Origin of the sequence: Enterobacter sp. WCHEn090032 (genome assembly GCF_003986875.1) — a bacterium.
Taxonomy (GTDB): domain Bacteria; phylum Pseudomonadota; class Gammaproteobacteria; order Enterobacterales; family Enterobacteriaceae; genus Enterobacter; species Enterobacter sichuanensis.
Map to the genome: position 1 here is coordinate 132906 of NZ_RXRN01000005.1, position 24360 is coordinate 157265.

Annotated in this window: 25 protein-coding genes; 6 read left to right on the plus strand and 19 right to left on the minus strand. The window is 53.8% G+C overall.

Annotated elements, in window-relative coordinates; genetic code table 11:
- Nucleotides 1–12 precede the first annotated feature (12 nt).
- From speD to EKN83_RS06065, 3 genes are all read right to left on the minus strand, one after another.
- On the minus strand, nt 13–807 hold the full coding sequence (gene speD / locus EKN83_RS06055; protein WP_025756782.1) for an adenosylmethionine decarboxylase: 795 nt from the start codon (nt 805–807) through the stop codon (nt 13–15).
- Nucleotides 808–1677 (minus strand): polyamine aminopropyltransferase, encoded by an 870-nt coding sequence (speE, locus tag EKN83_RS06060; RefSeq protein ID WP_126800508.1) that lies wholly within the window; start codon nt 1675–1677, stop codon nt 808–810. It lies immediately after the preceding gene.
- Nucleotides 1678–1792: 115 nt separating this feature from the next.
- Entirely contained in the window at nt 1793–2140 is a 348-nt protein-coding gene (locus EKN83_RS06065) for a YacC family pilotin-like protein (protein ID WP_025756784.1), read from the minus strand.
- Nucleotides 2141–2285: 145 nt separating this feature from the next.
- Here EKN83_RS06065 and cueO point away from each other — a divergent pair, with 145 nt between their 5' ends.
- A complete protein-coding gene (gene cueO, locus EKN83_RS06070; protein ID WP_126800509.1) occupies nt 2286–3854 on the plus strand; it encodes a multicopper oxidase CueO in 1569 nt (522 codons plus the stop codon).
- Between the two features lie 91 nt (nt 3855–3945).
- Here the strand turns inward: cueO and EKN83_RS06075 are convergent, their stop codons facing one another.
- Nucleotides 3946–6336, minus strand: a complete 2391-nt coding sequence (locus EKN83_RS06075) for a glucose/quinate/shikimate family membrane-bound PQQ-dependent dehydrogenase (RefSeq protein WP_025756786.1) — start codon at nt 6334–6336, stop codon at nt 3946–3948.
- A gap of 208 nt (nt 6337–6544) precedes the next feature.
- Between EKN83_RS06075 and hpt the strand changes: the two genes are divergently transcribed.
- The gene (hpt, locus tag EKN83_RS06080) at nt 6545–7081 is read left to right on the plus strand and encodes a hypoxanthine phosphoribosyltransferase (protein WP_025756787.1); all 537 of its coding nucleotides are present in this window, start codon (nt 6545–6547) and stop codon (nt 7079–7081) included.
- A gap of 48 nt (nt 7082–7129) precedes the next feature.
- Here hpt and can read toward each other — a convergent pair whose 3' ends face one another.
- Nucleotides 7130–7792 (minus strand): carbonate dehydratase, encoded by a 663-nt coding sequence (can, locus tag EKN83_RS06085; RefSeq protein WP_013095615.1) that lies wholly within the window; start codon nt 7790–7792, stop codon nt 7130–7132.
- Between the two features lie 107 nt (nt 7793–7899).
- On the opposite strand from can, the gene EKN83_RS06090 reads away from it, so the two are divergent.
- From EKN83_RS06090 to EKN83_RS06100, 3 genes are all read left to right on the plus strand, one after another.
- On the plus strand, nt 7900–8826 hold the full coding sequence (locus tag EKN83_RS06090) for an ABC transporter ATP-binding protein (RefSeq protein WP_045285856.1): 927 nt from the start codon (nt 7900–7902) through the stop codon (nt 8824–8826).
- Nucleotides 8823–9593 (plus strand): ABC transporter permease, encoded by a 771-nt coding sequence (locus EKN83_RS06095; RefSeq protein WP_023334536.1) that lies wholly within the window; start codon nt 8823–8825, stop codon nt 9591–9593. The genes EKN83_RS06090 and EKN83_RS06095 overlap by 4 nt, the downstream gene beginning before the upstream one ends.
- A 105-nt stretch (nt 9594–9698) precedes the next feature.
- Nucleotides 9699–10139, plus strand: coding sequence for a PTS sugar transporter subunit IIA (locus tag EKN83_RS06100; RefSeq protein ID WP_025756789.1), 441 nt, complete (start codon nt 9699–9701; stop codon nt 10137–10139).
- An 8-nt stretch (nt 10140–10147) separates the two neighbouring features.
- Here the strand turns inward: EKN83_RS06100 and EKN83_RS06105 are convergent, their stop codons facing one another.
- From EKN83_RS06105 to EKN83_RS06125, 5 genes are all read right to left on the minus strand, one after another.
- Nucleotides 10148–11254, minus strand: coding sequence for a fimbrial protein (locus EKN83_RS06105; RefSeq protein ID WP_126800510.1), 1107 nt, complete (start codon nt 11252–11254; stop codon nt 10148–10150).
- A gap of 66 nt (nt 11255–11320) precedes the next feature.
- Entirely contained in the window at nt 11321–11875 is a 555-nt protein-coding gene (locus EKN83_RS06110) for a fimbrial protein (RefSeq protein ID WP_025756791.1), read from the minus strand.
- A 23-nt stretch (nt 11876–11898) separates the two neighbouring features.
- Nucleotides 11899–12495 carry a fimbrial protein gene (locus EKN83_RS06115; RefSeq protein ID WP_045285858.1) on the minus strand — a complete coding sequence of 199 codons (597 nt, stop codon included), beginning with the start codon at nt 12493–12495 and terminating at the stop codon, nt 11899–11901.
- Between the two features lie 2 nt (nt 12496–12497).
- Complete coding sequence (locus tag EKN83_RS06120) at nt 12498–15074, minus strand: outer membrane usher protein (protein ID WP_126800511.1); 2577 nt, start codon at nt 15072–15074, stop codon at nt 12498–12500.
- 35 nt (nt 15075–15109) lie between these two features.
- Nucleotides 15110–15847, minus strand: a complete 738-nt coding sequence (locus EKN83_RS06125; RefSeq protein WP_059385835.1) for a fimbrial chaperone — start codon at nt 15845–15847, stop codon at nt 15110–15112.
- A 322-nt stretch (nt 15848–16169) separates the two neighbouring features.
- On the opposite strand from EKN83_RS06125, the gene EKN83_RS06130 reads away from it, so the two are divergent.
- On the plus strand, nt 16170–17414 hold the full coding sequence (locus EKN83_RS06130; protein ID WP_095449655.1) for a polysaccharide deacetylase family protein: 1245 nt from the start codon (nt 16170–16172) through the stop codon (nt 17412–17414).
- Between the two features lies 1 nt (nt 17415).
- Here EKN83_RS06130 and panD read toward each other — a convergent pair whose 3' ends face one another.
- The 9 genes from panD to thpR all read right to left on the minus strand — a co-directional run bounded on the left by panD (nt 17416) and on the right by thpR (nt 24340).
- Nucleotides 17416–17796: an aspartate 1-decarboxylase gene (gene panD / locus EKN83_RS06135; protein WP_003856284.1), complete on the minus strand. Its 381-nt coding sequence runs from the start codon at nt 17794–17796 to the stop codon at nt 17416–17418.
- Between the two features lie 32 nt (nt 17797–17828).
- Nucleotides 17829–18680, minus strand: a complete 852-nt coding sequence (panC, locus tag EKN83_RS06140) for a pantoate--beta-alanine ligase (RefSeq protein ID WP_126800512.1) — start codon at nt 18678–18680, stop codon at nt 17829–17831.
- Nucleotides 18681–18691: 11 nt separating this feature from the next.
- Nucleotides 18692–19483, minus strand: coding sequence for a 3-methyl-2-oxobutanoate hydroxymethyltransferase (panB, locus tag EKN83_RS06145; RefSeq protein ID WP_025756796.1), 792 nt, complete (start codon nt 19481–19483; stop codon nt 18692–18694).
- Between the two features lie 110 nt (nt 19484–19593).
- Entirely contained in the window at nt 19594–20073 is a 480-nt protein-coding gene (folK, locus tag EKN83_RS06150) for a 2-amino-4-hydroxy-6-hydroxymethyldihydropteridine diphosphokinase (protein ID WP_025756797.1), read from the minus strand.
- Nucleotides 20070–21467, minus strand: coding sequence for a polynucleotide adenylyltransferase PcnB (gene pcnB, locus EKN83_RS06155; RefSeq protein ID WP_195759419.1), 1398 nt, complete (start codon nt 21465–21467; stop codon nt 20070–20072). Before pcnB ends, folK begins: the two co-directional genes overlap by 4 nt.
- 42 nt (nt 21468–21509) lie before the next feature.
- Nucleotides 21510–22400, minus strand: coding sequence for a tRNA glutamyl-Q(34) synthetase GluQRS (gene gluQRS / locus EKN83_RS06160; RefSeq protein ID WP_025756799.1), 891 nt, complete (start codon nt 22398–22400; stop codon nt 21510–21512).
- A 59-nt stretch (nt 22401–22459) separates the two neighbouring features.
- A complete protein-coding gene (dksA, locus tag EKN83_RS06165) occupies nt 22460–22915 on the minus strand; it encodes an RNA polymerase-binding protein DksA (protein WP_001155232.1) in 456 nt (151 codons plus the stop codon).
- Between the two features lie 176 nt (nt 22916–23091).
- Nucleotides 23092–23796 (minus strand): DNA/RNA nuclease SfsA, encoded by a 705-nt coding sequence (sfsA, locus tag EKN83_RS06170; RefSeq protein ID WP_025756800.1) that lies wholly within the window; start codon nt 23794–23796, stop codon nt 23092–23094.
- The gene (gene thpR, locus EKN83_RS06175) at nt 23786–24340 is read right to left on the minus strand and encodes an RNA 2',3'-cyclic phosphodiesterase (protein WP_025756801.1); all 555 of its coding nucleotides are present in this window, start codon (nt 24338–24340) and stop codon (nt 23786–23788) included. The genes sfsA and thpR overlap by 11 nt, the downstream gene beginning before the upstream one ends.
- Between the last annotated feature and the right edge of the window lie 20 nt (nt 24341–24360).

Genomic DNA, 24360 nt, shown 5'->3' on the forward strand with positions numbered 1-24360 from the left:
TCCTCGTGCGTTTTACACGGCCGGAATATTGCGGCCGTAGTAGATTTCGCGCATCTCTTTCCAGAGCAGGTCTGTGATGACCTTGCGCTCCTCTTCGCTCAAATCTTCTGGCCGGGTATGGAACATGTAATGCTTCAGGTCGAACTCCTTCAGCAACATCTTGGTGTGGAAGATGTTTTCCTGATAGACGTTCACGTCCACCATGTCGTACAGCGATTTCATGTCGTCGGACATAAAGTTCTGAATGGAGTTAATTTCATGGTCGATGAAATGCTTCATCCCGTTGATATCACGGGTAAAACCACGCACGCGATAATCAATCGTGACGATATCCGATTCCAGCTGGTGGATTAAATAGTTCAGCGCGTTCAGCGGGGAAATCACGCCGCAGGTCGACACTTCGATATCGGCGCGGAACGTGCACAGCCCACCTTCCGGATGACTTTCCGGGTAGGTATGTACGCAGATGTGGCTTTTATCAAGGTGGGCCACAACCACTTCCGGCAACGGGCCCGGATGTTCAGTTTTGTCGATGAGCTTCGGATCGACCGGCTCTTCACTGACCAGTATGGTCACGCTGGCGCCCTGGGGTTCATAATCCTGTCGGGCAATATTCAGAATGTTTGCGCCGATGATCGAACAGGTTTCTGTCAGGATCTCGGTCAGACGGTTGGCGTTGTAGAGTTCATCGATATAGGCGATGTAACCATCGCGCTCTTCCGCTGTTTTGGCATAGCAGATATCGTAAATACAAAAACTCAGGCTTTTGGTCAGGTTGTTAAAGCCATGCAGTTTAAGCTTTTTCAATTAGTTCACCCCCTGGGAGGACAGTGCATCTTGCAGGTACTGCGGCAAGGCAAAGGCTGCGGTATGGACCGCCGGATTGTAATAACGGCACGTGAGCGCTGCCTGATGGAAGCGTGCCTGGATAATTTCGGTGGAGAGATGGCGCAGGACATCGTTATCCGTGGCCCAGGCAAAGGTCATGATCCCACCGTAGTAGGTTGGAATAGCGGCCTGATAGAAACTGACATCGCCGAAATAGGTGCTCAGCTTACGATGGCTGTCGAGCGCTTCATCCTGCTGCAGGAAGCAGACGCCATTTTGCGCCACGAAGATCCCGCCTGGGTTCAGGCAACGCTTGCAGCCTTCGTAGAAGGAGGAGGTAAACAGCGACGCGCCAGGACCGATCGGGTCGGTACAGTCGGAGATAATGACGTCAAAGGTCTGGGATGTCTGGTTAACGAAGTTGACACCATCGTCAATCACCAGCCTGAAACGCGGATCGTCGTAGCTACCGGCATTGTGGTTGGGCAGATACTGACGGCAGAAAGAGACCACGCCCGCATCGATCTCCACCATGGTGATGGTTTCAATGGACTGATGACGGGAAACTTCGCGCAGCATTGCGCCGTCGCCACCGCCGATAATCAGCACGTGTTTTGCGTGCCCGTGCGCCAGAAGCGGGACGTGGGTCATCATCTCATGATAGATAAACTCATCGCGTTCGGTGGTTTGCACCACGCCGTCCAGCGCCATGACGCGGCCAAAGGCGGCATTCTCGAAGATGATCAGATCCTGATGATCAGTTTTTTCATGATAAAGCACGTTATCAACGGCAAAGTACTGACCAAACTGGTCATGCAGTGTTTCATGCCACAACGTGTGGTCGGCCATACGCGGACTCCTCCTTTGTTAACATCCGTTACACTCACAAAAAATGAGCGAAACATGATAGCTAACTATAACCGCGGTTGCACGGCTATAGGTTCAACAAGGGGCGTCGGAAAGGTTATTTCACGTAGGCGAGCAGGCTGAGTGAATCGCGAGCCAGCGCTTTGCATTTTTTTGCAGTGGGGATGCCAATACCGCTTAAGTCACGGTAGCTGTCTTCACCGAGCGCCTTCATGTCGAAGCTGTCGTAGTTGCTGAGATCCCACTGGTTCTGTTGGGCAAAAAAGACCAGTGCGCGGCGAATCTGGCCGTTGGGTAAATTCTGGTAGCCACAATCATTTTTCAGGAATACAAAAACCGCCGTTAAGTCGGCCATATCTTCCGCTTCATTTTCACTTAGCGCATAGCTGTTCGCACACATTGCCATCAGGCTACTGAACAAAATTGTCCTGAAAAACGTCTTCATTGCTTCTACCACTGCTTCACGGAAAATTAACGTTAGCATACTTGATGCCAGTGCGACGATCTTTATTATTGCCGCTTTACTTGACCTTCCGGTAAGGGGAGGGTTTATGCTCAAAAGATCGCCTGCTGGAAATAAGGAAATGAACATGCAACGTCGTGATTTTTTGAAATATTCCATCGCGCTGGGAGCGGCCAGCGCCTTACCTCTCTGGAGTCGCGCGGTTTTTGCGGCTGACAGACCTGCCTTGCCCATTCCCGACTTACTGACCGCTGACGCCCGTAGCCGTATCCAGCTTGTTGTTCAGTCCGGTAAAACGACGTTCGGCGCACACAGCGCCACCACGTGGGGTTATAACGGCAATCTGCTCGGTCCGGCGCTTCGGTTACGCAAAGGGCAGGCGGTGACGGTAGATATCCACAACACGCTCGCCGAAGAGACGACGCTGCACTGGCATGGGCTGGAAGTGCCGGGCGAGGTGGACGGCGGGCCGCAGGGGGTCATCAAGGCGGGCGGCAAGCGCAGCGTTACCTTTACGCCGCAACAGCGCGCCGCAACCTGCTGGTTTCACCCGCACCAGCATGGCAAAACCGGCCATCAGGTAGCGATGGGGCTGGCGGGGCTGGTGCTGATTGAAGACGACGAAAGCCGTCTGCTGCGCCTGCCTGAACAGTGGGGCATCGACGACGTGCCGGTGATTGTGCAGGACAAGAAGTTCACCGCTGATGGGGAAATTGACTACAGGCTTGACGTCATGAGCGCGGCGGTCGGCTGGTTTGGCGATACGCTGCTGACCAACGGTGCGATTTACCCTCAGCACGCCGCACCGAAAGGCTGGCTGCGCCTGCGCCTGCTCAACGGGTGTAACGCACGCTCACTCAATTTCGCCACCAGCGATAAACGTCCTTTGTACGTGGTGGCCAGCGACGGGGGACTGCTGCCAGAGCCGGTGAAGGTGAATGAATTACCGATGCTGATGGGGGAACGTTTTGAAGTGCTGGTGGATATCAGCGACGGCAAAGCGTTTGACCTGGTGACGCTGCCGGTTAGCCAGATGGGAATGGCGGTTGCGCCCTTTGATAAGGCGCATCTGGTGCTGCGTATTCAGCCGCTGCAGGTGACGGCCTCCGGTACGCTGCCGGATACCCTGACTACGCTCCCGGCACTACCGTCCCTCGAAGGGTTAACCCAGCGGAAGCTCCAGCTCGCCATGGACCCGATGCTCGACATGATGGGTATGCAGGCCCTGATGAAGAAATACGGTAATCAGGCGATGGCGGGAATGCATCACGGACAGATGATGGGCCACATGAATATGGACCACGGCAAAATGGGCGGTATGGGGAACATGAACCACGGTGACCATGGCTTTGATTTCCACAACGCTAATATGATCAACGGCAAAGCATTCGACATGAACACGCCAATGTTTGCTGCCGCAAAAGGGCAGTTTGAGCGCTGGGTGATTTCAGGTGAAGGGGACATGATGCTGCATCCGTTCCATATCCACGGCACCCAGTTCCGTATTCTCTCTGAGAACGGCAAAGCGCCGGATGCGCATCGCGCTGGCTGGAAGGATACGGTGCGTGTGGAAGGCGGCGTCAGTGAGGTGCTGGTGAAGTTTGACCACGATGCACCGAAAGAGTTTGCCTACATGGCGCACTGTCATCTGCTGGAGCATGAGGATACGGGGATGATGCTGGGGTTCACCGTATAAAGCGGTGCGGCCTGATGCCCTCACCCTGACCCTCTCCCACGGGGAGAGGGAACAAACACTAAAAACGGCAACTTTCGTTGCCGTTTTGCATTTATTTGGCATCGTCCGGCAACGCATACGCGACAATATAGTCGCCCATCTTCGTGCCAAACGAACCGTGACCTCCCGCGGAGATGACAACGTACTGCTTGCCATTCACTTCATAGGTCATCGGCGTCGCTTGTCCACCGGCTGGCAGACGGCCTTGCCACAATTTCTCACCGTTGGTCATGTTGTACGCGCGCAGGTAGTTATCTGCGGTTGCCGCGATGAACAGCACGTTACCGGCGGTAGAGATTGGGCCTCCCAGCATTGGCATACCCATATTGAACGGCACCGGAACCGGCATCGGGAACGGCATGCTGTCCTGCGGGGTACCAATACGTTTTTTCCACACGATCTCGTTGGTTTTCAGATCCAGACCGGAGATATAACCCCAGGCAGGCTGTTTACACGGCAGACCAAATGGAGACAGGAACGGATTCAGCGTCACGCCAAACGGCACGCCGTACTGCGGCTGAATACCGGCTTCGGTACCGCTGCCTTTCGCGTCTTTCGGCTGCTCCATCGGGTTACCAGGACCGCGCGGTATCAGCTTAGAGACAAACGGCAGCGCCATTGGGTTGGCAATCGCCACCTGACGGTTCGGGTCAACGGAGATCCCGCCCCATTCGAACATCCCCAGGTTACCCGGGAAGACCAGCGTGCCCTGCTCAGACGGCGGTGTGAAGATACCTTCATAGCGCAGCTGATGGAACATCACGCGGCACACCAGCTGGTCAAACATGGTGGCGCCCCACATGTCTGCTCCGCTGAGGTCTTTCTTCGGACGGAAGCTCAGGTCAGAGAACGGCTGCGTCCTGGTGACGTAGTCGCCTTTTGCTGCACCCTGCGGAACCGGTTTTTCCGGCGCAGGGACGACCAGCTCGCCGTTACGACGGTCCAGCACGAAGATGTTACCGGTTTTCGCCGGAGCATAAATCACCGGCACGGTTTTACCGTTAACGGTAATGTCCGCCAGCGTCGGCTGGGACGGCATGTCCATATCCCACAGGTCGTGGTGAACGGTCTGATAGCTCCAGGCCAGTTTACCGGTGGTCGCGTTCAGCGCCACGATGGAGCTGGCATAACGCTCCTGCTCCGGTGTGCGATTTCCGCCCCAGATATCCGGCGTGGTCACACCCATAGGCAGGTAGACCAGATCCAGCTTCGCGTCATACGCGGCCGGTGCCCAGGAGTTCGGCGAGTTAAAGGTAAAGGTGTGTTCATCCGACGGGATCGCGTTTGGATCTTTCGCGCCCGGATCAAAGGCCCACAGCAGTTTACCGGTGTTTACGTCGAAACCACGAATAACGCCAGAGGTTTCGCGGGTGGAGAAGTTATCCGTAACCGAACCCGCAATCACGATGGTTTTATCGGTGATAATGGGCGGTGAGGTCGGCTCATACAGACCCGGCGTGGTGTCCGGCATGTTGGTCTGCAGGTTGAGGATACCTTTGTTGGCAAAGGTTTCGCACAGCTTGCCCGTTTCGGCGTTAATCGCGAACAGGCGACCATCGTTCACCGGCAGCATAATGCGGCGAGGACAGTCGGCAATGACCTCTGGGCTCGCATTATCCGCACGCGCTTCGTGATAAGAAACGCCACGGCAGGTGACGTGCTGGAAGGATGGGTTAGAGTTCAGCTGCGGATCGAAGTGCCATTTCTCTTTACCGGTGGCCGCGTCGAGCGCGAACAGACGCTGGTGCGCCGTACACAGATAAAGCATGTTGCCCACTTTAATCGGCGTGACTTCGTTGGTCAGTTCACCCGGATCGTTCGGCATCTTCAGATCGCCGGTACGGAATACCCAGGCTTCTTTCAGGTTTTTAACGTTGTCGGCGTTGATCTGCTTCAGCGGGGAGTAACGCTGGCCTTCCTGGTTACGCCCGTAGGCTGGCCAGTCACCGTCAGCGACCTGCGAGATCGCCGCCGCAGGCGTGGATTCTGCATTAAGCGTCCCGTTGATCTCCTGCGGGTCGTTAAAGCCGGCCCAGGTCAGGATGCCGCCGCTGATTAACAGGGCCACCACCAGCGCCGCAACGGCACCACTGGACGGCACAATCAGGCGACGCCAGACGAACGGCAGGATCAGCCAGATACCGAAGAACACCAGAATGTCGCTGCGCGGCGTCAGTGCCCAGAAGTCGAAGCCGACTTCCCAGACGCCCCAGATCATGGTTGCGAGGAGTAATGCGGCATAAAGCCACAGTGCGGATTGTTTTCTACGCCAGAGCAGGACGGTTACGCCAAGCATAACCAGGCCCGCAATCGGGTAGTACCAGGAGCCGCCGATCGCGACCAGCCAGACGCCACCGATTAACAGGTACAGGCCGCAGAAGGCGGCGAATAGCGCTGTTAGTGTCACCAGTAGACGCGGCTGTTTAGAGTTTGTTTCAGCCATAGAAAGTGTACTCGTCAGTTTTTGTTAATAATTTGCTAGCAACTAATTATAGGTATTAACAAGTGTGATCGGAATCACAATATTTGCTTTTTATAACTCATGCGCCAGGCGTAGCCATTTACTGGTATAATGGCTGGCTTGCGTATCGATGCCGGAATACCCTGTATTCGCATTGAGAGATTTTCATCAAAATCATGTGGTTAGTAATATGAAACATACTGTTGAAGTGATGATCCCGGAAGCCGAGATCAAAGCGCGTATCGCCGAACTGGGTCGTCAAATCACCGAACATTACAAGGACAGCGGCAGCGAAATGGTGCTGGTCGGTCTGTTGCGTGGCTCTTTCATGTTCATGGCAGACCTGTGCCGTGAAGTGCAGGTGCCGCACGAAGTCGATTTTATGACCGCCTCCAGCTACGGCAGCGGCATGTCCACAACCCGTGATGTGAAAATCCTGAAAGATCTGGATGAAGATATTCGTGGCAAAGATGTGTTGATCGTCGAAGACATCATCGACTCCGGCAATACGCTCTCAAAAGTGCGCGAGATCCTTGGCCTGCGTGAGCCAAAATCGCTGGCTATCTGCACCCTGCTGGATAAACCAGACCGCCGTGAAGTGCAGGTGCCGGTCGAGTTTGTGGGTTTCTCAATCCCGGATGAGTTCGTTGTCGGTTACGGCATCGACTATGCGCAGCGTTATCGTCATCTGCCGTATGTTGGGAAAGTGGTATTGCTGGACGAGTAAGTGCGGCCCCGGCCCTCTCCCTGTGGGAGAGGGAGAAAACCCCCGGCTTTATTTATGGTTCACATGCTTAAGCTTGAGGTTGGCAATTCCTGAACGGTAACGCTGCTCCAGCGTTTCCCGGTTGGTGGCGGTGACTTCCAGGTTACGCAGCAGACCATCGTGAATGCCGTACGCCCAGCCGTGGATAGAGACCTTCTGCCCGCGCTTCCATGCTGATTGCATGATCGTCGAGTGGCCCAGGTTATACACCTGCTCCATCACGTTGAGTTCGCAAAGGGTATCCATACGACGTTCCTGCGGCATTTCACCCAGCAGTGAGCTATGTTTGAACCAGATATCACGGATGTGAAGCAGCCAGTTATCAATGAGCCCCAGTTCCGGGTTTTCGACCGCCGCCTGCACGCCGCCGCAGCCGTAGTGGCCGCAAATGATGATGTGCTCAACTTCCAGAACATCAACGGCATACTGCACAACAGAAAGACAGTTGAGATCGGTATGAATCACCAGGTTGGCGACGTTGCGGTGAACAAACAGTTCGCCGGGCTCAAGACCTGTCAGGCGCTCTGCCGGCACCCGGCTGTCGGAACATCCAATCCAGAGAAAGCGTGGGTTCTGCGCTTGCGCGAGCTTTCCAAAAAATCCGGGGTCTTCCTCCACCAGCATTTTTGACCATAGTGCATTGTTGCTGATGAGTGTATCTATGTTGTTCATGGAGGTTAGCGACCTGTAACCGAGTAATTGCGTTGCGCTACTATAGGGTAACCCGACTTTTAATGAAACCACACAACGTGTGTCAGAACCTAAGGTAAGTTTATTTCATGGCGATTGCACTGGAGCTTGAGCAGCTAAAAAAAACCTATCCGGGCGGCGTTCAGGCGCTACGCGGGATAGATCTGAAAGTAGAGGCGGGGGATTTCTACGCGCTTCTGGGGCCGAACGGGGCGGGGAAATCGACCACCATTGGTATCATTAGCTCGCTGGTGAATAAAACGTCCGGCAGGGTGAGCGTCTTTGGCTACGATCTGCAAAAAGATGTGGTGAACGCCAAGCGTCAGCTCGGGCTGGTCCCGCAGGAGTTCAACTTCAACCCGTTTGAGACGGTGCAGCAAATCGTCGTCAACCAGGCGGGTTATTACGGCGTTGAGCGAAAAGAGGCGTTAGCACGCAGTGAAAAATACCTCAAACAGCTCGATCTGTGGGAAAAGCGTAACGAACGTGCGCGTATGCTGTCCGGCGGGATGAAGCGCCGCCTGATGATTGCCCGTGCGCTGATGCACGAGCCAAAACTGCTCATTCTCGACGAACCGACTGCGGGCGTAGATATCGAACTGCGTCGTTCCATGTGGGGCTTTCTGAAAGACCTCAACGACAAAGGCACCACCATTATTTTGACCACCCACTATCTTGAAGAGGCGGAAATGCTGTGCCGCAACATCGGCATCATTCAGCACGGCGAGCTGGTGGAAAATACCTCGATGAAGAATCTGCTCTCCAAGCTCAAATCAGAGACCTTTATTCTCGATCTGGCGGCAAAAAGCCCGCTACCCAAGCTTGAAGGGTACCAGTATCGTCTGGTGGATACCTCGACGCTGGAAGTGGAAGTTTTGCGCGAGCAGGGAATTAACAGCGTGTTCTCGCAACTGAGCGCGCAGGGCATTCAGGTTTTAAGTATGCGTAACAAAGCGAACCGACTGGAAGAGCTGTTTGTCTCTCTGGTGCAGGATAAACAAGGAGACAAGGCATGACGCATCTTTACTGGGTCGCGCTGAAAAGTATCTGGGCGAAAGAGATTAACCGCTTTATGCGCATCTGGGTGCAAACCCTGGTGCCGCCGGTGATCACCATGACCCTCTATTTCATCATCTTCGGTAACCTGATTGGTTCCCGTATTGGTGAAATGCACGGCTTTACCTATATGCAGTTTATCGTGCCGGGCCTGATCATGATGGCGGTGATCACCAACGCCTATGCTAACGTGGCGTCGTCGTTCTTTAGCGCCAAGTTCCAGCGCAATATTGAAGAGCTGCTGGTGGCACCGGTGCCAACGCATGTGATCATTGCGGGTTACGTCGGTGGCGGCGTGGCGCGCGGTTTGTGTGTCGGGATCCTGGTGACGGCCATCTCGCTGTTCTTCGTGCCGTTCCAGGTGCACTCCTGGCTGTTTGTGGCCCTGACGCTGCTGCTGACGGCGATCCTCTTCTCGCTGGCCGGTCTGCTGAACGCGGTGTTTGCCAAAACGTTTGACGATATCAGCCTGATCCCGACCTTTGTGCTGACGCCGCTGACCTATCTGGGCGGGGTGTTCTATTCCCTGACGCTGCTGCCGCCATTCTGGCAGGCGCTGTCGCATCTGAACCCGATTGTCTACATGATCAGCGGTTTCCGCTTTGGCTTCCTCGGGATCACCGATGTGCCGCTGTTTACCACGGTGGCGGTGCTGGTGGTGTTCATCATCGCCTTCTACCTGCTGTGCTGGTATCTGATCCAGCGCGGGCGCGGTCTGCGCAGCTAATCTTCCGCCCGGCGACATTCTGTTTGCCGGGCGCTTTTCTTTGACAGTTATCACCGAAAGCTAACCTTCACTCCGCTAAACTACTTGCCTGCTAAGGAGAGAGTTATGCTGGGATGGGTTATCACCTGCCACGATGAACACGCGCAGGATATGCTGGACAAGCTTGAAGCCAGGTTTGGTCCGTTGGTGCAATGTCGGGCAGTCAATTACTGGCGCGGTCTGAGCACCAACATGCTCAGCCGAATGATGTGCGATGCCCTGCATGAAACGGACACCGGTGACGGCGTTATTTTTCTTACCGATAAATCAGGCGCGGCGCCATATCGTGCAGCGGCTCTGTTGAGCCACAAACACGACTGCTGTGAGGTCATCTCGGGAATTAATCTCGCTTTACTCGAGTTAATGTATCCCCGGCGTGAGTCATTGAGCAGCGCAGAATTTCGTGATGCCATCGTGGCGCAGGGCGAACCCGGCGTGACCAGTTTATGGCATCAGCAGCAAAAAAATCCGCCCTTTGTCCTGTTTCACGAACGCGACAACCACTGAGCTTTTTTCTATTCATAATCCATCAAAAAGGTGGCTGCTGCATTGAAATCGCCCGCTTTAATCGCCCCTCCATCGGCTAACAGTTGGGCTGAAAAGTGAAGATTCTCCAGAGATGACCAGTCACTGTTGCGATCAATATCGGTACTGGTTTCACTGTTTGGGATCATCACGCTGGAAGTATCCGTGTTAATGATCCTGACGGCGACCCCTGCCGCGCTCCCGCTACTCAGCCCTAACATGCTGTGATCCGGAGAAACAAAGGCCGATGTCATCTTCACCCTGAGCTTGGGGGTATAACAGCTTGCAAGGGAGATTGAGAAGGGAATAACCGGCGTGTTGTTGTTTTTAATATCATCTATCCAGTAATCACCCAGCGCAACGTTATTACCCGAGACGGTATCCCCCTGGGCGACACCAAATGAGCAACTGCTTGCCGGGACCGTAAATTTCAGCGTGCTGGTTGTGGCACTGAAGATAATTTTGGGCTGACTGCTGGTTCCAATTTGAAAATAGGCAATCGTACCGGCGAGTGAGTTTCCGGTATTGATACCTTTCTGCGGTTTAAATTGTGGCGTGATCCAGAGCGTAAATTTGAGCTTCCATTGGCTGTCGGCATCGGCATAGGGAGCCCCACTGCTTTGTGATGGCACCGTATTATCTGTGCCATTTCCTCCCTTCAGATAGAGATCAACCGTTGGATGCGATGAACCGCAACCATCTGATACGTAACACATTAACTCGACAGTGTAGTCAATGCCCGGCACCGTGGTTTTAAGCAGGGCGTTGCCCTCTGGCGTGGTGTATTGCGTATCGAGCAAATTCCCTGCGGCATTCGTAAAGTGGACGGTATTGTCGTAGGGGTTCCAGTTTTTACAGCCTATTGGGTTGCTGGTAATAAACTGGATCACATATGTGGATGTCACATCCAGGCTCGTTGGCGTGGAAACTTTATTTGTCGAGAGGTTAAGAAGCGATGAGCTTCCGGTGGTATATGTGCCCGCGTTATTGCTTTCGATATAACAGCTTTGATCGGCCAATGCCGGGCGGCACAGCATTCCAAAGGCGGCAAATACCAGAAGCATCGCCAGGGCATTGAAAGCACTCTTTTTTATCATAAGTTGAAATCTACGCAGAAAAAGAAAGGAACTGCCGGCATCCGTCCGGACAATTCCTCTCTGGTTTCACTGATAGGTCACCATGAACGTTACCAGGGATGTCACCGCTCCAGGCGTAACATCGGCAATGGTTTTTCCATCGGCAATAACAATACGCGCATTCATATCCAGCGAACCGGAACCCGAACTGATCGTCACGTTTTGGGTGGGTTGGGTGGTGCAATTGAGAACGGTGCCGGTATCGGCAAGACCTTTCCAGACTTCGAAAGCCGTTCCGTGTGTTGAACCAAATTTGTCGCTGGATCCGGTAGAACAGCTTGTGCCTGCGCCCGGGGTGGCCTGCACGGTGGCGCTTTTCACCCCCGAACAGTTGCTGAAATTCAGTTTAAAGGCTTCGATACGGCTTTTCGCCGTCAGATCAGACTTGAACACATCGCCAAAATTAATCTCTGTCGATGCATTGCCTGTGGAATCCTGAATTTCTGCGGTACAGGTGCCTGGCACAACATTGGTTTCAAATGTTGCCGTCAGACTGGATGTACCGCTGATCTGTGCCTGTGAGGCGAAGGACAACAGTCCACCGCAAATCGCCATTGTTAAAGCCGTCAGATGTTTACGCATTACTCGCTCCTTTCCCTGTCCCGTTATTCGTAACTGAAGTTAAACGTCGCAATGGCTCGAAATGAGCCCGTTGTGGCCTGATTGGCTACGGTTTCTACCATCGTGGCCACCAGCCCAACTTCTTTTGCGCTGATTTCTGCTGGTGTCCATACCAGCCGTTTACTGTCATCTGTCGAGTTGATGACAAAAGGGGCATCCGGAGCAGAGACACGCGCAATAGACAGCCCCGTGTTGGCGGCTCCTCCTGCTGATGAGTCGATGCCGTTCGCGATAGCGGTGTTGACGCTACCTGAAGCGGTACCTGCCACTTCCGTCTTTAATGAAACCAGACTGGAAGGGCACTCGGTGATCACCAGTTTGAAGTTTTCTTTTGCTTCTCCCGTTGCAATCGTATCTACACGGGTATTCCCGTTAGCGCCAATCGTAATGGTATTATTTGTGCCATCACCTGTTCCCCCATCAATTTTAATATCACAGGTTGTTTCCCGGATATTTGCGCTGAAGGTCAGGTCGAGGTTCTCTGCTGCTCTGACGCCGCACGTCGCCGAAAATAAAACGGCAACCAGCGCGGTATGGACGAGAAATCGCTTTTTATCAAAAGCAGTTACGTTATTTTCCATATTTAATGTTTCCTTTGCATAATGCATGTTTGGTTATGGAGGATGGTGGTTAAACCCACCTTCTGTTCATCAGTACCAAAATGATAATTTACTGAGCAGGTTTCATCCGTTCCTGCTCCCCATACTACGGTTAATTTACCTGTTTCATTTACCCCCCTGACATATGCTTGCCCTGCCTGGCCTACGCTTCCAATGATGTCTCCCTTTTCATTCATGACGTCTGCGCCCAGCGGAATAAACCCGCTATCTGAACGCGTTAATTCGAGCACCGCCGAGCGACCCTCATTCGTTTTAAAATCAACCATCACCACCGCGCCATTACGCGGTACCTCCACGGTGCTGTTATTTTCAACGGCGACATCCTCCGTTAAGGTACTGGTATCCAGGGTGATCCGATTTTCGCGGTATGCAGAGAGATAAGGCATGACGACATACCCTGAGTCACTGATTTCGCCACGGCTGTTGCTCACATGGGCTCCCTTTGCGCCACTGGCCTTAATGAGCGCCAGCGCGTCATTTTCACCAATGCTGCCGGGCGTGAAGGTGACTCCGCCACCGTGAATAATCGCTCCGCCACTGTAGCTGGCAGAGTACTGTTGGCTGTTTTGTGAATCTGACGACGCGGAAAGGCTAAGAGGGCCATAGTCGCTGTTATAGCTGCCATAGGCGCTCACCTGACTTAAATTTTCAGCGGTGCTTTGGCTGTAACTCGTCGTCACACTGTAGTTATAGCGACTGTCTTGCGAAGCACCGTTAGCCGTCATATTGAGGTTATGTGAATGTCTCAGGTCTGAGCTCATTCCCATATTCACGTTGTTAAAACCGGCGAGACTGTTTTTATTTTTTAAGAACGAGTCAAACGGTATGCTGAAATTTAAATAGAGGCTGTTATCTGCTTCGCCAAATGCATCATAGGTCCGTTGCAGAGACACGTTATAACTGCCATAACGAAAATTGTTGCTGTAGCCCATCGCATAACTGGCCGTCTGGTTATTCCCGTTCCACCAGCTTTGCCAGCTGCCGTTAATATAAAGAGATCCATAGTTCTGTTTATTTATGTCCAGCGGCTGGTTCAGGTTTATTTGTAACTGGTTCTTCATTTGCTGGAGGTTTTGTTTGGCTTCGTCCGCACTCTGGCCATCATACTGAATGTGATCCTGCAACTGGGCGGCGTCATCCAGGCTGAGATAGTCCTGCGTTGAAAAGCGCAGCGCTGCGACATTCAGAGACGTATCCGTCTGGTCAACGGTCTTGTTCCAGGAGAGACGGTAGCTCTGGCCTTTCATTGCCGGAATCGAATCAATCTGTGCTGAAGAGCGGGTCACATCAAAGGCAAACGCCCCCAGAGGCGTATTCATGGCGATGCCAGCCAGAGCTGCAGAAAAACCCATATCGGTATATTGCAGCCCGGTATAACCGGTAAAAAGGTTATTGAGGCCATAATAGAGTGTGCCAAACGCCAGTCTGGGTGAGTGATGTAAAGCCTCATCCTGCAACTCACCCACCCCGGCCTCCCAGCGGGCATAGCCTGGCCGTAACATCTGTGTGACGGAGGAGAAGGGAACGGTAAAAGCGTGTTGGCTACCGTCTGCCTCTTCTATGGTCACGGTGAGGTCTTGTCCATAACCGGTGGCATTCAGATCGTTAATCTCAAATGCCCCTGGGGGAACGGTGGTTTCGTAGATTTTATTCCCGCTCTGGGTGACGGTGATTTTGGCATTGGTGTTAGCCGTGCCGCGGATCACGGGAGCGTAGCTGGACATTCCGCCGGGTAGCATTCGGTCATCGTTAAACAGACGGCCACCCCGAAGATGGAGGGCATCGAAGGCATCCCCACGTGTCCAGGAATCGCCCATCACCATCTGCGCCTTGAGCGGCGTAATATCCCTTTGCAGATAAATATCCTGGTTATCGTAGCGGGTACCGCTCTGCTGATCCCAGTTCAGGCTTCCGTTTGAGCGCAACCGCCACGGCCCGTAGTTAACACCATAGTGAAGCCCGGCATAGGCGCTGTCGCGCTGCGACTGCTGGCCCTGGTTATGCCAGGCATTCATATCGTAAGACAGCAACCCCGCGGGAATACCCTCGTCCCAAAGTGACGGGTCGATATAGCCCGCCGCGTGTTTCAGCAGAAACAGTTGCGGCAGGCTGATGTTCAGCGCCTGACTTGTGGTGTCAAAATCAACCGTCGAACCTGGATATAAGGTGGCGATATCCAGGCACGTATCGTCGTTATCGTCGATTTTGAGATGAGAAATATCTACATCCATCTGCTTTAGTATTTTGAGGGGAATACAGGGTGTGGCACGGGCGGTACCGTTATCCGCAAATTCAACATCCGTCACCGCTTTTGTTATGCCGTTAACAACAAGCGTTACGCGATGAATACCGGGCGTAACGGGGTTACCTCGGGAAAAACGATGGACATCAATATTCCCGTCAGTAGTAAATAAAAACTGATCGTTAAACTCAATATCATTATTTTCGCCTCCGGTAACAGACGATGCAGTATGTTCTTCTGCGTGTGCATTCAGGGCGGCACACAGCAGAAGAGAGAATAATGCGTATCGGAATGACATATTTCACGGTGAGGCTTATCTGTAATATGTATTGATTAACGCGCAATGGCGATTTGATGGTTTTCAGAACCGCCAAAATCATTAATGGATACAAAATTAAGCATGCCGGAGGTCCCGTTCAGGGTGCCCTTGATTTTCATGTTTTCACTGGAGAACGGTTTAACCGAATGGCTCTCAATAGAATACCTTTTCCCCCCGGCGCTCAGTTCTGCACTGGCAATCGAAATATTAAAAGGTGAGTCATTTTTTGCTGTCACGACGCTGCTACCTGCGGCAGCGTTCAGAGACCACTTAAGATTTTTTACGGCTTCTGCCGCTGTACCTTTTAACCCCTCCGGGCGGAAAAATAATTTAATGCGGGTACGGAAAGCCACCTGCAAAAGGTTTTTCTTATCCGCCCCTTGCGCTTTGGGTGGAACTTCCAGAACATTAAACCAGTATAGCGACTCTCGGTCCTGAGGCATATTTTGGCCCAGCCAGGTAATGCGAATCGCCTGGCCTTTATGTGCATCCACACGCGTGACGGGAGGCGTAACAATAAAAGGGAGTTTTAGCTGCTGAGGATTAACGTTATCGCGTCCGTCATCCAGCCACGACTGAACCAGTAAAGGTTTATTGCCTTTGTTCTGCAGGTTGACCGTCACATCTTTTGCCGTGGAAGGATAAACGATACGCGTCCCGGAAATGATAATGTCGGCACAAGCATGAAAGGAAATAAGACCAGCCAATAACAGTGCTGACGCCTTTACAACGTTAAGTTTGATACCTGACATAAAATCCCGCCTCAGTTCTACATATTTATTACATCAATTGTTTTGCTGCTAATTATACTAATGGCAGGTGTTTTGTTATTGGATTTCGTTTTTTTTAGGTGTCTGTTAAGTTTAACTAAATGATTTGCGTGCATCTTTTTTTGCGAGTAAATACAGGGGGTTGTTTTTATTTGCAGTATCGGGGAAATGAAATAAAAGTGATTTAGAGGTTTTTTTTATTCTCGTTTTAAGAAAGAACTTAGCCAGAGGGACATTAAAGCAGAGTTATGAGAATCATTATGTTACAATGGTGAAAGATGAATGTTGAAGGCTTATAGGGTTCATGTTTATTCGATTTGTCCTGGTCCTGATGATCTTTTCCTGTAGCGCGTCCGCCAGCCTGCTCAGCGACCAAAAGGCAGTAGCACAATACATGCAAACCACGGAAGACGCGGCGATCTGGGCACAGGTTGGAAACGCGGTCGTTAACGTTGGCAACGTGCGTGCGGGACAGATACTGGGCGTTGTTCCTGCTGCTGCAGATTACTACGAATTTCGCTTCGGTTTTGGGACTGGCTTTATCGACAAGGGGCACCTTGAGCCGGTTCAGGGAAAACAGCGCGTCGAGGATAGCCTCGGCGATCTGAATAAACCCCTGAGCAACCAGAACCTTATCACCTGGAAAGACACGCCGGTGTTTAATGCGCCTTCCAGCGGGAGTGCGCCGTTCGGCACATTAAGCGCCAACCTTCGCTATCCGATACTGAATAAGCTGAAAGACCGTCTGAATCAGACCTGGTTTCAGATCCGCATCGGCAACCGCCTGGCGTGGGTCAGTAGTCTGGATGCGCAGGAAGATAACGGGATCCCGGTTCTGACCTACCATCATATTCTGCGTGATGAAGAGAACACCCGTTTTCGTCATACCTCTACCACGACCAGCGTACGTGCCTTTAACAACCAGATGGCCTGGCTGCGCGATCAGGGATACACCACCCTGACGATGTATCAGCTGGAAGGGTATGTGCGTAACAAACTGAATCTGCCTGCCAAATCGGTGGTGATCACCTTTGACGACGGGCTGAAATCGGTGAGCCGCTATGCGTATCCGGTTCTGAAAGAGTACGGCTTTAACGCCACGGCGTTTATCATTTCGTCACGCATTAAGCGCCATCCGCAGAAGTGGGATCCTAAATCGCTGCAGTTTATGAGCGTTCAGGAGCTGAAGGGTATCCAGGACGTGTTTGATATTCAGTCCCATACGCACTTTCTGCACCGCGTCGATGGTAACAAACATCCGATTTTGCTCAGCCGCAGCTATCACGTGATCCTCTTCGATTTTGAACGCTCGCGCCGGGGGCTGGCGCAGTTCAATCCGCGAGTGTTGTATCTCTCCTATCCGTTTGGGAGCTACGACACGAAAGCGATTAAAGCAGCAAATGACGCCGGTTTTCACCTGGCGGTGACAACGATGAAGGGGAAGGTCAAGCCGGGGGATAATCCGTTCTTACTGAAACGCCTCTATATCTTAAGAACGGATTCGCTGGAGACGATGTCGCGGCTGATCAGCAATCAGCCGCAGGGGTAAATCAGGCAACCTGAACCGGGATCGCTTTCGCGGTGCGTTTCATCTCGTTGTCGCCTTCGAAGTAGGCCACTTTCGGCTGCCAGCGGCGCGCTTCTTCGTCAGACATCATCACGAAGCTGGCGATGATCACAATGTCGCCCACGTCCGCGCAGTGCGCAGCCGCGCCGTTCACGGAGATGATCTTTGACCCGCGCTCGGCGGCAATGGCATAGGTAGAGAAACGCTTGCCGTTGTTCACGTTCCAGATATCAATGGCTTCGTTTTCGAGAATACCCGCCGCGTCGAGAAAATCCTGATCGATCGCGCAGGAGCCTTCATAGTGCAGGTCGGCCTGGGTGACTTTCACACGGTGAAGCTTACCTTGCAGCATTTTGCGAATCATTACGTTTACCTTTCATTTTCCGGGTAGAAAAACTACGCCAGTTCAACCACTTTGTTGTCGATGAGACGGGCCTGGCCAAGCCATGCCGCCACCAGAATGACCGCGCGTTTGCTGGTCTCTGCAAGCGCCAGAAGCGTGTCGGCATCGCGGATTTGAATATCGTCAGCGCGGAAGCCTTTGTCGTTCAGCGCCTGTTCAGCCAGAGCAATAATCTCTTCTGCGGTTAACTCTTTCGCCAGAAGCTGATCCGCCATGGTGTTCATGACTTTGCTTAATCCCGGGGCGATCTTACGCTGCTCTGCGGTCAGGTAGCCGTTACGGGAGCTGAGCGCCAGACCGTCTTTAGCGCGCACAATCGGCACGCCCACGATCTCGATATCATAGCCCATGTCGGCCACCATCTTGCGAATGAGCGCGAGCTGCTGGAAATCTTTCTCACCAAAGCAGGCAACGTCAGGCTGCACCAGGTTGAACAGCTTGCTGACGATGGTCGATACGCCACGGAAATGGCCCGGGCGGCTTGCGCCTTCGAGCATGGTGGAGATACCCGGTACGTCAACGTAGGTTGCCTCTTCCGTACCCTGTGGATATACGTCCGCCGGTGCCGGCGCGAAGACGATGTCCGCATGGCGTTTTTTCAGCTTCTCGCAGTCTTCCTGCAGGGTGCGCGGATAGCGTGCCAGGTCGTCGGCCCGGTCAAACTGCATTGGGTTAACGAAGATACTGACCACCACGATATCTGCACGGGCTCTCGCTTCGTCGACCAGCTTCATATGGCCATCATGCAGGTTGCCCATGGTCGGGACCAGTGCAATACGTTTACCTTCCTGACGCGCGCGACGGATATGCTGGCGAAGCAGCGGCAGGGTTTCAATGATTAGCACAACGAGACTCCTTAATGGAAACTGTGTTCTTCACCCGGGTAAACACCGGATTCAACGTCGGCAATATACTGCCTGACCGCGGCGCGCATGTCGCCCGCTTCCGCGAGGAAATTTTTGGCAAATTTCGGGATATGCCCACCGGTGATGCCAAAGGCGTCATGCATCACCAGAATCTGACCATCGGTCACGTTGCCCGCGCCAATACCAATCACCGGAATCGACAGCGCGTCGGTGATGCGTTTCGCCAGTTCAACCGGCACGCACTCCAGAACCAACAGCTGCGCGCCTGCAGCTTCCAGCGCCAGCGCATCCTCAAACAGCGTCTGGGCTGCATCGCCACGGCCTTGTACCTTATACCCGCCAAAGATATTCACGGATTGCGGCGTCAGGCCAAGATGACCGCACACCGGCACGGCGCGCTCGGTGAGCATTTTCACCGTCTCCACCAGCCAGGCGCCGCCTTCAATTTTGACCATATTCGCCCCGGCACGCATGACCGTTGCCGCATTGTCGAATGCCTGCTCTGGTGTGGCGTAGGCCATAAACGGCAGGTCGGAAAGCAGCAGGCAGGCCGGTGCGCCACGACGCACGGCGCGGGTATGGTAAGCAATATCCTCAACCGTCACCGGAAGGGTGGAATCATGTCCTTGTACCGTCATCCCTAACGAATCTCCGACCAGCATGACGTTGATACCCTCTTCGGCAAACAGTTTGGCGAAGCTGTAGTCATACGCGGTGATGGTGGCGAAGCGTTTTTTTTCCTGTTTGCATTTCTGCAGTAAGGAGATGGTGGTTGGTTTCATACTGTTTCCTGATAGCCCAAAGCGAATCTTTGCGCATTCTAACAGTAACATTCGGGGGAACAATGATTTTAGGTCGTCGATTAGCCACATTTATTTTGTGGCTAACAGGCTTACCAGCGAGCGGGTCTTTCCGCGTGGAGGTTGTCCAGAATGTCCCTGAGCGGAATGCCGTCGGGGAAGGTGAGATCGGGCGCGACTTCAAACAGCGGCCAGAGCATAAACCCGCGATTTTTCATATCGTAATGCGGAACGGTGAGGCGGTCGGTATTAATGACGTCATGACCAAACAGCATAATGTCGAGATCCAGCGTGCGCGGTCCCCAGCGTTCGGCTTTGCGTACACGACCCTGCTGCAGCTCGATGCGCTGAGTGTTATCCAGCAACGTTTCGGCGTCCAGAGCGGTTTCCAGTACCACGGCGGCGTTCAGGTAATCCGGCTGATCCTGCGGTCCCAGCGGTGGCGTGCGGTAGAAAGAGGAGACCGCCACGATCCTGCTTTGCGGGATCTCCCCCAGCGCCTGAACGGCAGCATTCACCTGCTCCAGCGGAGAGGCTAAATTGCTGCCGATAGCGATATACGCGAGGGTCATGCCGTGCCTTCGCGACGCGGGGCGCGTTTGCGCGGACGACGGTGGCGGCGACGCGGGGCCGGCTCTTCATCAAGGCCGGTGAGCATATCTTTCTGCTCCGGCGGCGCGGAGACCTGGAACTCGGCCCACCACTGTGCCAGACGCTGCAGCTCCTGATTGCGTTCCACTTCAGCGCGCAGTGACAGCAGATCAAACGCCGCGCGGAACTTAGGATGCTCCATCAGCTTCCAGGCGCGTTTGCCCTGGCGACGGGACATACGCAGCTGAAGCTGCCAGATATCGCGCACCAGGGTGGTAATACGTTTCGGAATAGCCAGCGTACGGCAGCCCTCGTCCAGCACGTCGTTTGCGGCCAGCGCGAAAGCATCGTAATAGGCGAGACCGCTCTCCTGGGTAATACGCTGGGCCGTTTCCAGCAGCGGATACCAGAACATCGCCGCGAACAGGAACGCCGGGTTCACGCGCATGTCGTTGCGGATACGGGTGTCGGTATTCTTCAGCACCTGGGCAATCATCCGCTCCATTGGGCTATCACCGTTTTCGGTGAAGTAGCGGGTAATGGTCGGGAACAGCGGCTGGAACAGGTTGTATTCACGCAGCAGATTATAGGTTTCAAAGCCGTAACCGGCCTGCAGCAGCTTCAGCGCCTCTTCAAACAGGCGGGCTGGCGGCACGTCGTTGATCAGCGTCGCCAGACGCGGAATAGGCTCGGCCGTTTCCGGGCTGATGCGCATATTCAGCTTGGCGGCGAAGCGCACGGCGCGCAGCATACGCACGGGATCTTCACGATAGCGCGTTTCCGGCGTGCCAATCAGACGGATCAGACCTTCTTGCAGGTCCTGCATGCCGCCGACGTAATCGCGCACGGTGAAATCTGCCACGCTGTAATAAAGGCTGTTGATGGTGAAGTCGCGACGCTGGGCATCTTCTTCGATAGAGCCGAAGATATTATCGCGCAGCAGCATGCCATTCTGGCCACGCTGCGACGTGGTGCGATCGGACGCGCCTGCTTCATGGTGCCCGCGGAAGGTCGCCACTTCGATGATCTCGGGCCCAAACATCACGTGAGCCAGACGGAAACGGCGACCGACAAGACGGCAGTTACGGAATAATTTGCGCACCTGCTCAGGCGTGGCGCTGGTCGTCACGTCGAAATCTTTCGGTTTTTTGCCCAGCAGTAAATCACGTACTCCACCGCCGACGAGATAGGCCTCGTAGCCCGCTTTATTCAGACGATAGAGCACCTTGAGGGCATTTTCACTGATATCTTTGCGGGAAATAGTGTGCTGCTCACGCGGAATAACCGACATGTGTGGCTGCGCAATAGCATCGTTCGCCATGCTCTCTTCGCGGCTTAGCACTTTACGGCAAAAATTAGCGACTCGGGTAAAAATGGTACACCTCGTAGTGTGTTTTGTTATGAAAAAAGCGGCTAATCATAGCTCAGCGCAACGCATTTGAGAATGCTGGATTTTTGGCACATCCCTGAGCGTCCAGTTGGTGACGGCCATTTTCAGCAGTTCGTCAATACGCAGATCCTGCCATTCGTTGGTTACATTCTGGTTGAGAAATCGCAGCGCGTCGATCAAAACAGGCCGCGGATCGCCGTCTGGCAGGGCAGGGGCGTGATTCTGCTTTGACAGCTTACAGCCCTGCTCGTTGACCGCCAGCGGCAGATGAATGTAATCCGGTGCCGTCCAGCCAAACTGGTGATAAAGCGAGATTTGTCGCACGGTAGGCTCGACCAGATCCGCCCCGCGCACAATTTCCGTTACGCCCTGAAAATGATCGTCCACCACCACGGCCAGGTTATAGGCGAACAGGCCATCACGACGGTGAATAATAAAATCCTCGGCGGCAAGACGCGCATCGGCGAAGATCTCACCGGAGAGTAAATCGTTAAACCGCGTCACCGGGGCGCGCTGCCTGATGCGCACGGCGGCATTTTCCGGCGGAAGGTTACGCGTGCGGCAGTGGCCGTCATAGACGCCTCCCACGCTCTGGATACGCGCGCGGGTGCAGGTGCAGTTATAGGAAAGCCCCTGAGCGCTTAGCCAGGCCAGGCGTTCGCGATAAGCGTCGTGACGTGTTGACTGCCAGAGAACCTCGTCATCCCAGTGAAGACCGTAATGTTCCAGCTGACGCAGAATGGTTTCTGCTGCACCGGGAACTTCACGCGGTGGGTCAATATCTTCAATGCGAACGAGCCATTTGCCCTGGCTGGCGCGAGCCTGCAGGTAGCTGCCGAGCGCGGCAATTAATGAGCCGAAGTGTAATTCACCGGAGGGAGATGGCGCGAAGCGCCCAATATAGTGTGATTCAGACATATCAACAGTAACAAGGCGGGAGAGACTCCCGCCTTTGGAGTGTGTAAACAGCGCTGGTATTAACCGGCCATCTGTTTTTCGCGGATTTCGGCCAGCGTTTTACAGTCGATGCACAGATCGGCGGTTGGACGCGCTTCCAGGCGACGAATACCAATTTCAACACCGCAGGATTCGCAGTAGCCAAAATCTTCGTCTTCGACTTTTTTCAGCGTTTTCTCGATCTTTTTGATCAGTTTGCGTTCGCGGTCACGGTTACGCAGTTCGAGGCTGAACTCTTCTTCCTGAGCGGCACGGTCTACCGGATCCGGGAAGTTAGCAGCTTCATCCTGCATATGAGTAACGGTGCGATCGACTTCATCCCTGAGTTGATTACGCCATGCTTCAAGAATACGCTTGAAGTGCGACAGCTGGGCTTCGTTCATATACTCTTCGCCCGGCTTCTCTTGATACGGCTCCACCCCAGCGATGGCGAGAATACTCAGGGACGATGTTTTACGGTTTTGCCCTTCTTGCATGTTGCTTCTCCTTAACACGCACTATCGATCCCCGTGTTGGGGGAAAAATCAGGTCGCTATAAATAGCAGATGCTTTTCCGTATGGCAATTATCTAAACGTAACACTTGACAAGCCTGTGAGGAAAAGCGTATTTGCGCACGCGGCCAGAACACTTAATCATCAATCGCCTAATCCCTTATAAGACAATGGGAAGAGAGGATCTCAGAGTCATATTATCGGCAGAAAGTTCCGCTTTATAAGCTAAAACCTCTACCCCCTGCTTTTGTGCCTCATTCAACAATTGCGCGTATTTAGGATCAATATGGCGGGCAGGGGAGAACCGTTCAATGGCTGAATGCAATACCGCAAACAGCAACACGGCGCGTTTGCCCGCCGCCGCAACACTCATTAGCTCTCGCAGATGCTTCTGGCCACGTAGCGTTACCGCATCCGGGAAGTAGCCATTTTCCTGTTCCGCTAACGTCACTGATTTTACTTCAATATAGCACTCAGGCCTGTCTTCCGCCTGTAACATGAAGTCAATTCTGCTGCTTTCATCGCCATACTTCACTTCGCTTTTATGCGTGCCATAACCCACCAGTTCGGGAAGGGTTCCCAGGGTCAGCGCTTCCTTTACCAGCTGATTGGCGCGCAGGGTATTCACACAAATAAATGCCCCATTTTGCGTTTCAGTCATTTCCCAGGTATGGGCATATTTGCGTTTCGTATTTTCTGACGTGGAATACCAGACCGTGTCACCCGGCGTCGCGCACCCCGTCATGGCACCCGTATTGGGGCAATGCAGGGTGAGCGCTACGCCTTCAGGCGTGATCACGTCGGCAAGGAAGCGTTTGTAGCGCTGGACTAGCGTGGCATGCTGCAGGGGAGGACTAAACTTCATCAGAATTCCTTTCGGTGTTGCCCAGCGGCCAGCGCTGGAGCGGCGTATAGCGGGTGCGTCCCTGTGCAAAGACGGATTCGTAAAGCGCGAATTCATTGACCGGAAAAGCCCAGTGAAAACCCGGCGGTGGGATGGCAACGGCCTGGCCGGCATCGCGCAGCAAGGTGATATGCGGATGAAACGGCTGCGGACTCTGATAACAGCCGCTGCGCGCCGCCTGTGCGCGCAGCATATTCGCCAGTTGCAATAACCCGCGCGGCGGCTGGCGCGTCCCCAGCCAGAGCACGCGCGAACGCAGCCACTGACCCGCGTCGTCGAGGTGCAGCGTAAATGCCGGCTGGGTAATGCGCCCGGCCATGGCGGCTAATGCCCGCTGTTTTTCGGCGCTGACGTCCCCCAGAAAGGCCAGCGTCAGGTGCAGGTTAGCCGCTGCGACAGGGCGGCCAGCTTCCGGCGGGAAGTGTTCAGCGCGCCAGCGTACAATTTGACGCTGAAGGGGGGCGGGCAATTCAATGGCAAAAAACAGCCGTTTCGACTCAGGCATAAGGGGGACTCGGTAATGAT

Bases quoted from the DNA above. Each gene is read 5' to 3' on its own strand.
- speE (WP_126800508.1), bottom strand. From the start codon at position 1,677: ATGGCCGACCACACGTTGTGGCATGAAACACTGCATGACCAGTTTGGT.
- EKN83_RS06065 (WP_025756784.1), bottom strand. From the start codon at position 2,140: ATGAAGACGTTTTTCAGGACAATTTTGTTCAGTAGCCTGATGGCAATG.
- cueO (WP_126800509.1), top strand. From the start codon at position 2,286: ATGCAACGTCGTGATTTTTTGAAATATTCCATCGCGCTGGGAGCGGCC.
- EKN83_RS06075 (WP_025756786.1), bottom strand. From the start codon at position 6,336: ATGGCTGAAACAAACTCTAAACAGCCGCGTCTACTGGTGACACTAACA.
- hpt (WP_025756787.1), top strand. From the start codon at position 6,545: ATGAAACATACTGTTGAAGTGATGATCCCGGAAGCCGAGATCAAAGCG.
- can (WP_013095615.1), bottom strand. From the start codon at position 7,792: ATGAACAACATAGATACACTCATCAGCAACAATGCACTATGGTCAAAA.
- EKN83_RS06090 (WP_045285856.1), top strand. From the start codon at position 7,900: ATGGCGATTGCACTGGAGCTTGAGCAGCTAAAAAAAACCTATCCGGGC.
- EKN83_RS06095 (WP_023334536.1), top strand. From the start codon at position 8,823: ATGACGCATCTTTACTGGGTCGCGCTGAAAAGTATCTGGGCGAAAGAG.
- EKN83_RS06100 (WP_025756789.1), top strand. From the start codon at position 9,699: ATGCTGGGATGGGTTATCACCTGCCACGATGAACACGCGCAGGATATG.
- EKN83_RS06105 (WP_126800510.1), bottom strand. From the start codon at position 11,254: ATGATAAAAAAGAGTGCTTTCAATGCCCTGGCGATGCTTCTGGTATTT.
- EKN83_RS06110 (WP_025756791.1), bottom strand. From the start codon at position 11,875: ATGCGTAAACATCTGACGGCTTTAACAATGGCGATTTGCGGTGGACTG.
- EKN83_RS06115 (WP_045285858.1), bottom strand. From the start codon at position 12,495: ATGGAAAATAACGTAACTGCTTTTGATAAAAAGCGATTTCTCGTCCAT.
- EKN83_RS06120 (WP_126800511.1), bottom strand. From the start codon at position 15,074: ATGTCATTCCGATACGCATTATTCTCTCTTCTGCTGTGTGCCGCCCTG.
- EKN83_RS06125 (WP_059385835.1), bottom strand. From the start codon at position 15,847: ATGTCAGGTATCAAACTTAACGTTGTAAAGGCGTCAGCACTGTTATTG.
- EKN83_RS06130 (WP_095449655.1), top strand. From the start codon at position 16,170: ATGTTTATTCGATTTGTCCTGGTCCTGATGATCTTTTCCTGTAGCGCG.
- panD (WP_003856284.1), bottom strand. From the start codon at position 17,796: ATGATTCGCAAAATGCTGCAAGGTAAGCTTCACCGTGTGAAAGTCACC.
- panB (WP_025756796.1), bottom strand. From the start codon at position 19,483: ATGAAACCAACCACCATCTCCTTACTGCAGAAATGCAAACAGGAAAAA.
- folK (WP_025756797.1), bottom strand. From the start codon at position 20,073: ATGACCCTCGCGTATATCGCTATCGGCAGCAATTTAGCCTCTCCGCTG.
- gluQRS (WP_025756799.1), bottom strand. From the start codon at position 22,400: ATGTCTGAATCACACTATATTGGGCGCTTCGCGCCATCTCCCTCCGGT.
- dksA (WP_001155232.1), bottom strand. From the start codon at position 22,915: ATGCAAGAAGGGCAAAACCGTAAAACATCGTCCCTGAGTATTCTCGCC.
- sfsA (WP_025756800.1), bottom strand. From the start codon at position 23,796: ATGAAGTTTAGTCCTCCCCTGCAGCATGCCACGCTAGTCCAGCGCTAC.
- thpR (WP_025756801.1), bottom strand. From the start codon at position 24,340: ATGCCTGAGTCGAAACGGCTGTTTTTTGCCATTGAATTGCCCGCCCCC.